Below are 12,875 nucleotides of genomic sequence, written 5' to 3'. Positions count from 1 at the left end.
GTCTATTCCCTATGCGGTGTGCGAGGTATGCCATAAAAAGGATTCTCGATTTCCTGCTTGCAGAACTGGCCTTGGGGAAGGCGCGTGGCATGCAGTTTCACTTGCTCGGCAGCAAGTGGCGCCTGCGTCTTGAAGGTTCCCAGATGTGCCTGGACTGTTCCATCGGCAAGAAAGTGCAAGAGCACGGTGGTTGGACGATCTGGCCCTTTGGCGGGCAGAATGTCCACAGTGGCCTGACACCAGCGGCTTCCGGGAGAACTCAGCCTGGAAGTGCGTTCGTCGTAGTCAACACTCGATTTTCCATTGTGGTAGGCAGTATCGAACACCACGCTCCAGACCACCCGCACTCTCAGCGGTTTATCCACGGGACTATCCCAGATAAAACAGCAATTTCCGCTGCTGAAACGGACTTTTTCACCATTGTCCATTTCCGCCTCGCTGGCATCGCGAAAAAAAATGGAACCGCCGCTGGGAGCTTCATCGATCTTGAATGGCATTGAAATACCCTTGAAGGTGATGGAGTAAATATCGTACGGCGTGTAGTTATATGAGGTGGTAGTGAAGGTTTTCTCGCTTAATTCCTGTTGCAAGCGATTTTCCTTTTCCTTGGAATTGCAAGCGGCCAAAATAAATAGGCACAATACGATAGAGGTCAGTTTTTTCATGTCGGGATCGCATTCATATGCTGGAAGCGGAAATTTCTTCGAGTGCAGCCCATTGCTGGGGAGTCCAGGCCAATATCCGGTCGCTGAATGACTGCGCCGTTCCCGTGGCCTGCAAAGCGATGGCGGCGATTGGGGACAGATGAAAATCGGCGCCCAGCATGAGCGACAACATGCAGTAGCTTTTCAAGTCTGTGGGCGAACTGAGTCCATATGCCTGCGCCCTGCCCAGCTGTTGAAAGAAAAAGTCATAGCGCTGATCCGGAGGCAAACCGTCGAGCGCCTGCGGATCATCGCTCTCCATTTGCTTCATCAGCATGTACGGCGCTGTTCTATTCATCAGCTCGACATATTGATGTTGTGTCAAAAGCATTCGTTCACTTCCAAGGGGCACAGACTCCTCATCCTTCTCGCCAGGTACAATTTGTGGCACCCCACGCACGTCCATGTACAACCAGCCCGTGATTTCCACGAGTGCAGCCTTGCGCTGCGCCGTTTCCAGCACGTCCAGCCAGTGCGGCAGGATAAGCGGATCGTAGTAGCGCATGATCCACTCCGTACCGTCATCGTGCTCCACCTCGGTCAGCCACGTCAGCCGTTCCAGCACTTGCGGCAGGGGCCGGTCAGAAACAATCAGCGACATGAAATGGGCGCTGCCGGCAGTGCAAAGCAATTGGGCGAGCAAGGGACATTGCTCGCGCTTGATATGCCGCAACAATATCGGGCCGGCGTACAGGGCGTCTGGCTCGGCCAATTCACCTAACAAGGAATACAACTCAACGCTGTGATCGCTTGGCAAGCGGATACGGGCCAAACCATCAAACTTGGCGCCATCAATCAAGCTGTACAGGGTCACACCCTGGTCGGCAGGATGGCTATCGAGCAGCGCAAGCAACTGCAAACCGCAGGCGGGGGCCCCGCCATCGTCGTCGCGCATGCTTACTCCCCCTTCGCGGCAAAGGGCGAGCCGCTCCTGGCCGCATTTAACAGACATTCCTTGCAAATACTGCGAGGCATGACCGGCAGCGGGTAGCTTGCACGGGATGGCCCCGTAAAACTCTTCTTGCCGGCATGCACCGTGATCTTGCCCGGACATTGCACGGTGATGTTGCCGCCCTCGATCGTGATGTTCGCCCCGCCCGCCGTCGACAGGCGGATGCTTTTCGCCGCCGCCCAGTCGATGTGCGCGGCGGCGCTGACGATGTTGACTTCCTCGCGCGCCTGCACGTTGAGCACGTCGGCCTGCGCCTGCAGGTCGATGGCCTGTTTGGCGGCGATCAGTTGCAGGCCGATATTGTTCTCGCCCGCCTTGACCACCCCGGCCAGGGCGCCGATGGCCTGGCCGCTGTGCACACGCAGCTGGCCGCCGCCGACGAACTGGGTGTCCTGGCCGCTCATCAAGGAGGTGGTTTCGCCATTTGCCAGCTGGATATCCTGGCCCGCCAGCACGCCCAGGCCCGCGCGGGCGGCGATGGCGATGATGGCGTCGCTGCTGTGCGGCAACTTGTCATCGCCGGGGCTGGTCGGCTTGCCCGCCGCGTCGCGCCTGGCGGCGGCCGTATCGTCCTGGCTCAGCATGCCGGAGACGCTGGTCAAAAACGCCGGCAGGGGCGACGCCTTTTCGTCGAGCACGCTGGCATTCGCCTTGGCCGGCCCCAGGTGGCTGGCATACGCGACCGTCTTGTGCGTGACGGCGGCGGCGCTGAAGGTTGCACCCAGCTTGGCCGCCTGCTTGAGCAAGACCATGCCCGGCGCATTGTCGCCGGCCGGATCGCGCGCCTGCGCGTCGTGATTGACGAGGTAGCTGGAAATCAGGAGCCCGGCGCCGGCCCGCACGGCGCCGTAAGCGTCGGTGCGCAGCTCGGCGCCCGTGCCGCGCAGGCTGCCCCGGTAATTGTCGGCCGCATGGATCAGGTGACCAAGATTGAGTTCGCTTGCCGCATGGCTGCTCTTGAGCTGGATGCGCCCCTGCTGGTCGGTATCGTCGAACAGCAACTGGTTGTAGCCGGCGGCGCCGAATTCCTTGCTGCGGATACCCCATTGCGCCGCGCCGTTGCGGTGGCCGGCGCTGCCGCCGGCCGCGCCATGCCAGACCGGGCTGTTGCCGCCGGCCACGTTGCCCTGCGCCGACGGCGCATGGTCGCGCGCCGGCTCGAATACGCTGGCATCCGCGGGCTTGTCCGTGATGCCGCCCGGCGAGGGCGCGACGCCGCCCTCGCCCTGCCCGTTGTACAGGGCGCCGACGATGATGGGGCGGTCGATATCGTTTTCCAGGAATTGCACCAGCACTTCCTGGCCGATGCGCGGCAGAAACTGGCTGCCCATGCCGCCGCCGGCCGAGCGCTGCGCCACGCGCACCCAGCACGTGGCGCCACCCTCCTGCTGCCAGTGGAAACGGATGCGCACCCGGCCCAGCTTGTCGCAATGGATCTCGCTGCCGCCGCTGGCGCCGCCGTCGGCGCCGACGACAATGGCGCTCTGGCTGCCGCGGGCCGTCGGTGCCGGATGGTGGCGCGCATCGCCGCCCTCTGGTGCCGGGCGCCATGGCGTATCGGCCGCGATCGCCTCAATATGGTTGGCATAGCCACTCTCGACCGCCTGAGCGATCACTTGCTGGACATGCGCGATATCGCGCGGCGCCAGCGCCTGGCCAGCCAGGCCTTCCTGCAGCAATTCGGGTATGGGGCCGAACAGCTCAGCCAGGCCCTGCCTGGCCGGCGCCGGCAAGTTATTCACGCCCACGCTGTACACGCGCAACACGACCAGCGCCGGCGCGTCGGCGCCGTCCTGCTGCAACGGTCCCTGCGTCAGGGTAAAGCGCGTGCCGGCACGCAAGGTGCGCACGGTCGAACGCGCCTGCCAGCGTTCGCCGCGCGCTTCGAGCGCCTGCATCCGCAGCAAGGCATAGCGTTCGGCCTGGGCCGCATTGGCATAGAAATACTGGCCTGGCGTGTCATAGCTTTCCAGCGCGGGCGCGTTTTTCCCGCCCGGCGCCAGCCGCGTCGGCACGCTGGCGCTGACGGCCTTCTTGGCCTTGTAATCGTAGCTGAGCACGGTCGCCACCGCCGTGCGCAAGGCGCGTGCCCGGCAGAGCGCCTGGATGGCGTCGGCCTGCTCCATGGCCCGCGCGCCATGAAAACGGATGCCGCCGCCTTGCGCGCTGCTGGCGTCTTCCGGCACCGCGCTCAAGGCGCTGCTGTCGGCGAACAGTACCAGGCAATGGCCACCCTCGTGTTCTTCGAAACGCCAGGCCAGGCCTTCTTCGCCCAGCAGACGCGTGACGAAGGCCAGGTCCGACTCGCGGTACTGGCAGCAATAGCTGCGCGGCTGCGCCTCGGCCATGAACGGCCCCGTGTCGCCGCTCCAGCGCCAGTCGGCTTGCGGCGCGTAAGCCTGAAACACGCTGTCGACGATTTCGATGACGCTCTTGTCTTGCCAGACGCGGCTGTTGCGTACCTGGCTCAACAGCCATAGCCACGGCGTCAGGCGCAGCCGGAAACGGGCCAGTCCGCCGTCGCTGCCCAGCATCGCCGCTGCGCTGACATAGCCGCTGAAGACAGCACGGCTGCCGTCGGCCAGGCTGACGTGCAGCGCGGCCCGCTTGCCCAGCAGGGGCGCCAGCGCCACATTCGCCTGCGTGGACAGCACGATGACGTCGCGCACGCCCACGGCCTGCAACTGCTCGTCGGCGACAAACGCTTCCACCAGCCACTGCGCCGTCCCGCCGTCGCCGCCGTCCAGCGACAGCTCATACAATCGCGTCACGCTGCTGAAACCCGCGAGGGAAGCGTTGACCTGAGCGGCGCTGGCGGCGCTCATTTTTCGCCTTTCACGGCAACTTGCCCGGCCTTGCATTGCACATACTCGGCATGGCCCTGGCAGGCGCGCGCGCGGCACGCGGCGGCGGCGTCGCGCTTGAGCGCCGCGCATTGCTGCAACTGGGTCCGCAGATTGGGAACGGTTTTCTTCGGCGCCGGCGCGGCCTGCGCGTGGGCCAGCAGGGCCGACAGCAGGGCGATATCGCTGTCTTCCGCGCGGCGGGCGGGCGTAGCCGCAGGCCCTTTCGCCGGCGGTTTTTTGGCTGCCGGACGGGGTGCCTTGGCCACCTGTTTCGTGACGGGTTGCGAGGCGGCGGCTGGGGGCGACGGCGTTTCCAGCGCCTTGCTCAGGACATCGCCGGGGTGCGCAGCACCCGCATTCCGGGCAGCGCCTGTGGCGGCTGTGGCGGCCGCGCCGGCATCGAGCATCTCGCTCAGGCTCTGCTGCGGTGCGGCGGCGCCGGGCGGCGCCTCGTCACGGATGCTGGCGACGACCGGCGGCGCTTCCACGGCGGCGGTGGCGACGGGCGGGGAAACCGGCGCCGCCGGCGCATCGTCGTCGCCAACCCGTTCTCCGCGCTGCCCCAGCCAGACGCCCGCTGCCAATAACAGCAGCAGCGCGCCCACGCCTCCGCGCAGGGCCAGGCTGCCGCGCCTGGCCTTCGCAGACGCGCCGGCGTGGCCACCCTCGAGCGTGCTCAGGATGCGGTTACGGTCGGCCTCCGCCTGCTGCGCCTGCGTCAACAGGCTGGGCCGGGCCGGGAGCCGGGGGCTATCGTCATGAGTTCGCAAAATGTGCGCTCCTGTAATATTTGCAAGACTTTACGCTATTCAACAAAATCATGACGCGTGCCATAAAATCAACAGTGCGCACCCTCCGCACAATTGAAAAAAGCCGCCCTTAATTATCAGTTTTGTAAGATATACTTCCAGGCAATATCCATCGCAGCCCTGTTTTTCCCGATGGACAGCACCGTTCCCCGCAGCCAAACATTTCTTGATTGAGGTTAGCGTGTTCCTACTCGCGGTAGCGCTGTATTTCATCCTGGCATGCCTGATCAGCTGGCTGATCCTGTTCCCGGCCGGGCGCGATTTCGTGCTGCACGCCGTCGATGGCGCGGAGCAGCGCCTCGCCGCCTGCCTGCAGCGCGTGGCCAGGCGCAGGCAGACGGGCATGGCCAGCCTGGGACAGCGCAGCAGCGCGCTGTGGACCCGCACTGCCGACCTGCTGCGCCGTCATTACCTGCTGTGTCTCGCGGGCGTGGCTACGCTCAGCCTGCCGACCCTGCTGGCCCTGATGGCCGACAGCAAATCCATGCTGGGCGCCTACGATGTATCGACGCGGGAAATGAATATGCAGGTCGCCAGCCTGCTGCAGGGCGAACAGCTGGTGCCGCCCGTCGACCTGCCGCCGCTCGTGTTTGCCACGGAAGAAGTGCGCCAGGAGCGCCCGCTGCTGGTATCGGCCAGCCGCAACTGGACCTTGCTGAATGTGGAATACGCCCAGCGCTTGCTGCTGGTCTTCAAGATCATGAAGGAAAAACATGGCTACGAGATGGCGCTGCTGGAAGGCTACCGCAGTCCCGAGCGGCAAGACATGTTGGCGGGCATGGGTCCCAACGTCAGCAACGCGGCCGCCTTTCAAAGCTGGCACCAGTACGGCCTGGCGGCCGACTGCGCCTTCCTGCGCAATGGCAAGCTGGTCATTTCCGAGAAGGACCCGTGGGCCATGCGCGGCTACCAGCTGTATGGCGAAGTAGCCGAATCGGTCGGCATGACCTGGGGCGGACGCTGGAAAATGATGGATTTCGGGCATACCGAACTGCGCCTGCCCGGCGTAATGAAAAAACATTGAGGGAGCGCGTATGGCGGGTCCGGTAATCAGATTGGGCGACAAGACATCGCATGGCGGCACCGTGCTGGAAGCATCGGCGGTGAGCGACAGCGGCGGCATCGGCATGGCGCGGGTCGGCGACAAGGTCGCCTGTCCCCTGCCCGGCCATGGCGTCTGCCCCATCGTCAGCGGCGACTCCAGCTTCATCGTCGATGGCAAGCCCGTGGCCCGCCACGGCGACAAGACCAGCTGCGGGGCGCTGCTGATCGCCAGCCAGCAAGCCACCATCGACCAGGCATGACGGCCCTGTCCATACGCGGAGGAGCCCGCTGATGCGCCCCTGGTTGCGACGCGGGCTGCTGACCGTGTCCGTCTTTGCGCTGAGCTGGACGGGCGCCATCGCCTATTGGCGCGACAGCACGCGCATGCCGACGCCGGGCGAACTGGCCGGCGCCATGCTGGCGCTACCGCTGGCCCTGCTATTGATGCTCTGGCTGGGTAAAAAACTGCTGGCCAGGCTCTTGGCCGGGCCAGCCCTGGCGGCGCCGGGTCTGGCCGCGCCACTCGAGGCCGAGGCGGCGACACCTCCCGTGGCACCGCTGCCGCTGCATATCGTGGCGGCCACCCTGCGCATGCCGGGCGGCGCCACGCCGTCAGAATTGCTGGCCGCCATGCGCTCCCGCCAGGCGCGCCCTGCACTCGACAGCCAGCTGCTCGATGAAGACGGCTATCCCCTGCTGTGCGGCAGGGTGGACGGCATCGACGAAGAAGAGCAGCAGCAAGTGCTGGCCGCCTGGCTGCGCGAGCATCCGCAGGCCGGCCTGGCCAGCGAACCGTTTCCCTTCAATCCGGAAGACGTGCGCGCGCTGGCCCTGGGCGCCGAAGTGCTGGCCGAACTGGTGGACGAAGCCCTGCAGCATGCGCTGTCCGCAGGCGCACGGGCCTCGCCAGCCAGCGCGCCGCCCATGCTGCGGCTGCACCTGCTGATGCCGGCCTCGTGGAGCGCCGCCCAGCGCCAGGCCGGCGACGCCTGGCTGCGCCACCTGGCGCGCGAGCAGGGCTGGCCAGCGCAGACATTGCCGCCGCCCGCCGAAGCCGCCAACCGGCCACCGGCGCCGTTTGCCCTGTTGAACCAGCTTGCCGGCCATGCCGCGCCACCGCAGCCGCCCGGCCTGTCCATCGTGCTGGCCTGCGATTCGCACCTGGGCGAGCTGCGCGTGCATGTCCTGGCGAGCCAGGGCCAGCTGTTCAGCGCCAGCCAGGCGAACGGACAGATTCCCGGCGAAGGCGCGGCCGGCCTGCTGCTGGCCATTCCTGGCGCGACGGCGTCACCGGACGAGCCCGCACCTGTCCTGCTGCACCGCGCCGCCACGGGCGAACTGCCGCAAGGCGCCAGCCAGCGCGGCCCGGCCGACAAGAGCATGCTGGCGGAACTGAGCAGGCAGGCGCTGGCGGCAGCCGGCGACGATGCGGCGGCCGGCATCGCGCTGGTCAGCGCCGATACCGACCAGCGCGCCAACCGCATGCTCGAACTGATGCAGTGCGCCGGTGCCATCTTGCCCCAGCTGGACCTGGGCGAGCAAGTGCTGGGCGTCGGCACCGCATGCGGCCAGTGCGGCGCGGTCACGACGCTGGCCGCCTTGGCCATGGCGCGGCAGGCGGCGGCCGACGATGGCGCGCACGTTTTATGTCTCAGCAACCTCGATCCATTCCAGCGCGGCGCCCTCGTCGTTGGTCCGCGCGCGAAACACGGCACCACCTGATACAGCGACGTCCCATTCACGCACCTTAACGGTTTGCACACTATAAAACTATGATGCAACGATTCTGGCACTCCCTGACTTCACGCACCAGCCTGCTCATCCTCGGCATCGCGGCCGCCATCCTGCTGCTGTTCGCCTGCGCCGCCATTTTCGACTGGCCAGCCATCCGGCTGCTGCCCTTGCTGGCCGCGGCGGCGCTGCTGGGCGCCATCGTGTGGTGGCTGCGCCGCCGCCGGCGCCGGCGCGAGGGTGCCAGCTTCAACAGCATGCTGGAGCAGCAGGCGGCGGGCGCCGCGCCCAAGGCCGGTCCGGTGCAGCGCGAGGAAACCGAAGCCATCCGCAAGCGCATGCTGGAAGCGATCAATACCATCAAGACATCGCGGCTGGGCCAGCTGTCGGGCGATGCCGCGCTGTATGAATTGCCGTGGTACATGATCATCGGCAACCCCGCCGCCGGCAAGAGCACGGCGATCGCCAATTCCGGCCTGCAGTTTCCTTTTGTCGACAGCAAGATCGTGCAAGGCATGGGCGGCACCCGCAACTGCGACTGGTTTTTCACCACCGACGGCATCCTGCTCGACACGGCCGGGCGCTACGCCATCAACGATGAAGACCGCGCCGAATGGTTCGGCTTTCTCGGCCTGCTGAAAAAGCACCGCAAGCGCGCGCCGATCAACGGCATCATCATCGCCGTCAGCATTGCCGAGCTGACCGGCAGCAAGCCCGAATTCGCCATCGAACTGGCCAAGAACCTGCGCCAGCGCGTGCAGGAACTGACGGAGAAGCTGGAAGTCCATGCGCCCGTGTACGTGGTCTTCACCAAGGCCGACCTGATCACCGGCTTCAGCGAATTTTTCCAGGATGCCGAACGCGCCGAACGCGACAAGGTCTGGGGCGCCACCCTGCCCTACAGCGTCAACAGCTCGAAACAGGATGTGCTGGAACAGTTCGACCAGCGCTTCGATGAGCTGTACGATGGCTTGAAGGACCTCAGCCTGGCCAATATGTCGCTGCTGGGACGCGAGCGCATGCCGCCCGGCGTGTTCACCTTCCCGCTGGAATTCAGTTCCGTGAAGGGACCGCTGCGCGCTTTCATCGCCACCCTGTTCGAAGAAAATCCCTTCCAGTTCAAGCCCGTCTTCCGCGGTTTCTATTTCACCAGCGCGCTGCAAGAAGGCGCCTCCGTCTCCGCCTCGTCGGAACGGGTGGCGCAGCGCTTCGACCTCAAGCCGCAGCAGCAGGAACACAAGACGGTCCAGGCCCAGGATCAGCACGGCTATTTCCTGCTGAACCTGTTTCGCAAGGTGATCTTCGCCGACAGGGAACTGGTGGCGCAATACGCCAGCCCGCGCAAGACACGCTTGCGCTATGCCACGTTTTTCACCGCCATCGCGCTGGCCGGCCTGGCGCTGGGCGGCTGGAGCTGGTCCTACCTGGCCAACCGCCAGCTGGCGGCCAACGTGCAGGCCGACCTGGAGCAAGCCATCAAGGTGCAGGACCAGCGCCTGGACCTGCAGTCGCGCTTCCAGGCCCTGGAAATCATGCAGGACCGCATCGAGCAGCTGGAAGCGTACCGCAGCAAGCGGCCGCTGGCGCTCAGCCTGGGCCTGTACCAGGGGGATTTGCTGGAGCGCAAACTGCGCGAGGAGTATTTTTCCGGCCTCAAGGAAGTCATGCTCGCGCCGGTGGCGCAATCGCTGGAGTCCTTCCTCGCGGAAGTGAACGCGGGCGCCGACCGGCTGCAGCCGCTGACGCCGGCACCGGCCGGCACGGCGGCCGCTGCCACAGTCGGCACGGCAGCCGTTACGGCGGTCGGTACGACAGGCCAGCCCTTCAAGGATGCCGCGCCGACGAATGTGGAGGATGCCTACAATGCCCTGAAAACCTACTTGATGCTGGGCGACAAGTCGCGCGCCGAGGCCGGCCACCTGAACGACCAGCTGACCCGCTACTGGCGCGGCTGGCTCGACGCCAACCGGGGCAACATGCCGCGCGAACAGATGATCCGCAGCGCCGAACGCCTGATCTCGTTCTATCTGACGCAGATCGACGACCCGTCCTGGCCGCAGATCGAGAACAAGCTGGCCCTGGCCGACCAGTCGCGCGACAGCCTGCGCCGCGTGGTGCGCGGCATGCCGGCGCGCGACCGCGTGTATGCGGACGTGAAGGCGCGCGCCGCCACGCGCTTCCCGTCGATGACGGTGGCGCGCATCGTTGGCGAGCAGGACAAGGAACTGGTACTGGGCAGCTACGCCATCCCCGGCACCTTCACGCGCGACGCGTGGGAAAAATACATCCAGCAGGCGTTCCAGGAAGCGGCCAACCGCGAATTGCAAAGCGCCGACTGGGTATTGAAAACGGCGTCGAAGGATGACCTGACCCTGGAAGGCAGCCCGGAACAGATCCAGAAGGCGCTGGTGGAACTGTACAAGACCGATTACGCGCGGGAGTGGCAGAAATTCATCCAGGGCGTCAGCATCCGCGAATTGAACGGTTTCGACAATGCGGCGCAGGCGATGAACCGCCTCGGCGATCCGCAAGCCTCGCCCCTCAACAAACTGATCGAGACGGTGTACCAGGAAACCTCGTGGGACAACCCCTCCTTGCTGGGCCAGGGCTTGCAGCGCGCCCAGCGCGGGGCGATGGACTGGTTCCGCGAAACGGTGCTGCGCCAGAAGCCTGCCGCCGCGGCGGCGGGCCAGGCCGGCGGCGCCATGCCGATGGGGCCCGTCGGCCGCGAATTTTCCGGCGTGGCGCGCCTGGTGGTGGCGCGCGACAAGGAAGCCTCGCCCATGCGCGGCTACCTGGCGGCCCTGTCGAAGCTGCGCGTGCGCTTCAACCAGATCAAGAACCAGGGCGACACGGGCCCCGGCGCCAAGCAGCTGATGCAGCAGACGCTCGATGGCAGCGGCTCGGAGCTGGCCGACGCGCTGAAATACGTGGACGAGCAGATGCTGACCGGCATGAGCGACCCGCAAAAGCAGGCCATCCGCCCGCTGCTGGTGCGCCCGCTGATGCAGACCTTCGCCGTCATCGTCAAGCCCACCGAGACGGAAATCAACAAGGTATGGCTGGCGCAGGTGCTCGAACCGTTCCAGAAAACCCTGGCGCCGAAATATCCGTTCGCGCCCGACTCGCGCATCGAGGCGAGCAATGCCGACATCGGCCAGGTATTCGGCCCGGAAGGCGCCATCGCCAAGTTCTTCAACACCACCATCGGCCCGCTGGTCGTGCGGCGCGGCGACGCCATCAGCGCCAGGACCTGGGCCGCGATGGGCATCACCCTGGCGCCGCCGGTGGTGGCCAGCCTGCCCGGCTGGGTCGCCCCGCTCAGCGCCAACGGTGTGGCCACGGCGGCCGGCGCCGCCGAAGCGCAGACGCGCTTCGACCTGCAGGCTTTGAGCGCGCCCGGCGCCACCGAATATACGATCGAGATCGATGGCCAGGCGCTGCGCTGGCGCGGCCAGCCGCAGCCCTGGGTGCACATGGTCTGGCCCAATCCGCAAGGCGTGCCCGGCTCGCGTATCAGCGCCATCACGCCGGAAGGGCGCACGGTGGTACTGCTGAACGAACCGGGTCATTTCGGCCTGAAGAAGATGATCGACTCGGCCAGGCGCACACGCAAGGAGGGCGGCGTATTCGAACTGAGCTGGGAGAACGGCGGCGTCACCGTGATGGCCAACCTGAAGATCGTGGCCGCGACCGCGCCGGCCGCCACCTCCGCCGGCAACCAGGGTTTCCGCGGCCTGAAGCTGCCGGAATCGGTCGTCATCGGCGCGCCGGAAACGGCCACCGCCATCGCCGGGAACACGCCATGAGCCGCCCTACCGTTACCCAGATCGGCTATTTCGGCAAGATCCCCAGCCGCGGCGACTTCATCAAGCACGGCGACAACCCGGCCCTGCTGAAGATGCTCGATGAGTGGCTGGCCAACGCCATGGAACTGATGACGGCCGATGCGCGCTGGAAGCTGACCTACGACGCGCTGCCGCCGCTGCATTTCGCGTTCATCGGCCCGCGCCGCGGCCGCGCCATCGCCGGGCATATCGCCGCCAGCAGCGATGCCTCGTCGCGCCGCTTTCCCTTCCTGATGATGGGCGCCATGGAAGTGGCGCAGCCGGCCGGCTTCGTGCCGACCAGTCCGCTTGTGCTGTCGCGCCTGTGGAACCGCCTCGATGCCCTGAGCGCCGAGATGTGCGGCGCGGCGGCCGGCGCCGCGCTGCCGGCCGCCGCCGCAGGCGCCAGCATCGAACTGGACTTGCGCGGCAGCGCCTACGATGCCGCCTTCGACGATTTCCTCGGCTTGCAGACGGTGGGCGCGCTCGACGCCCTGCTGGCGCCCACGGGTTTTGGCGGTTCCGTGCGCCAGGTGCTGCTGGCCCTGGGCATGCTGCTGCAGCCCGTCATGGCCAGCAGTTCCAGCCGGCTGGAAAAAAGCCTGGAACTGCCGCTGCCGGCCGACCCGCTGTACCGCAATCTGGTGGCGGCCTTCTGGATGCACCTGATCGCCCCCTTCCTGGCGCGCGCCGACTTCGAACTGGCGCTGTTCATCACCCGCATCCGCGGCCGCCATGCGCTGGTGCTGGGCTTTTGCGGCGCCTCGGCGCAGACCCTGCACGCCATCATGGAACCGCAGGCGGCGCTGGAACACCACATCGCCTTCGACGACCTGGCCTGGGTCGAGGAACACGCCAACAGCGACTACGCCATCAAGAAAGCCTCGAGCTACCTCGCGCAGCCCAACCTGTCACTCAAATCGGCGCACGACACGTTTCGTGCCGCCTTCATCGGGACCTGA

At 66.1% G+C, this 12,875-nt stretch carries 9 protein-coding genes; 5 read left to right on the top strand and 4 right to left on the bottom strand.

Features of this window, described 5'->3' with window-relative positions:
• Nucleotides 1-2: 2 nt before the first annotated feature.
• From O3299_RS02660 to O3299_RS02645, 4 genes are read right to left on the bottom strand one after another with little or no spacing between them, the layout of a single operon-like run.
• Nucleotides 3-665 (bottom strand): hypothetical protein, encoded by a 663-nt coding sequence (locus tag O3299_RS02660; protein ID WP_305061431.1) that lies wholly within the window; start codon nt 663-665, stop codon nt 3-5.
• Between the two features lie 13 nt (nt 666-678).
• Nucleotides 679-1,599 carry a DUF4123 domain-containing protein gene (locus tag O3299_RS02655; protein WP_305061430.1) on the bottom strand — a complete coding sequence of 307 codons (921 nt, stop codon included), beginning with the start codon at nt 1,597-1,599 and terminating at the stop codon, nt 679-681.
• 2 nt (nt 1,600-1,601) lie between these two features.
• Nucleotides 1,602-4,481 carry a type VI secretion system Vgr family protein gene (locus O3299_RS02650; RefSeq protein WP_305061429.1) on the bottom strand — a complete coding sequence of 960 codons (2,880 nt, stop codon included), beginning with the start codon at nt 4,479-4,481 and terminating at the stop codon, nt 1,602-1,604.
• The gene (locus O3299_RS02645; protein WP_305053326.1) at nt 4,478-5,272 is read right to left on the bottom strand and encodes a hypothetical protein; all 795 of its coding nucleotides are present in this window, start codon (nt 5,270-5,272) and stop codon (nt 4,478-4,480) included. Before O3299_RS02645 ends, O3299_RS02650 begins: the two co-directional genes overlap by 4 nt.
• Before the next feature lie 220 nt (nt 5,273-5,492).
• Here O3299_RS02645 and O3299_RS02640 point away from each other — a divergent pair, with 220 nt between their 5' ends.
• From O3299_RS02640 to tagF, 5 genes are read left to right on the top strand one after another with little or no spacing between them, the layout of a single operon-like run.
• Nucleotides 5,493-6,335 carry a M15 family metallopeptidase gene (locus tag O3299_RS02640; protein ID WP_305053327.1) on the top strand — a complete coding sequence of 281 codons (843 nt, stop codon included), beginning with the start codon at nt 5,493-5,495 and terminating at the stop codon, nt 6,333-6,335.
• Nucleotides 6,336-6,345: 10 nt separating this feature from the next.
• Complete coding sequence (locus O3299_RS02635) at nt 6,346-6,615, top strand: PAAR domain-containing protein (protein ID WP_077402302.1); 270 nt, start codon at nt 6,346-6,348, stop codon at nt 6,613-6,615.
• 31 nt (nt 6,616-6,646) lie between these two features.
• Nucleotides 6,647-8,077, top strand: coding sequence for a hypothetical protein (locus tag O3299_RS02630; RefSeq protein WP_305061428.1), 1,431 nt, complete (start codon nt 6,647-6,649; stop codon nt 8,075-8,077).
• Nucleotides 8,078-8,130: 53 nt separating this feature from the next.
• Nucleotides 8,131-11,895: a type VI secretion system membrane subunit TssM gene (gene tssM, locus O3299_RS02625; protein WP_305061427.1), complete on the top strand. Its 3,765-nt coding sequence runs from the start codon at nt 8,131-8,133 to the stop codon at nt 11,893-11,895.
• Nucleotides 11,892-12,875 (top strand): type VI secretion system-associated protein TagF, encoded by a 984-nt coding sequence (tagF, locus tag O3299_RS02620; RefSeq protein ID WP_289911746.1) that lies wholly within the window; start codon nt 11,892-11,894, stop codon nt 12,873-12,875. The genes tssM and tagF overlap by 4 nt, the downstream gene beginning before the upstream one ends.

Source organism: Janthinobacterium sp. SUN176, from assembly GCF_030587335.1.
GTDB classification, from domain to species: Bacteria; Pseudomonadota; Gammaproteobacteria; order Burkholderiales; family Burkholderiaceae_D; genus Janthinobacterium; species Janthinobacterium kumbetense.
The sequence above is the reverse complement of the archived record's forward strand: the minus strand, read 5'-3'. Positions and strand labels throughout refer to the sequence as shown.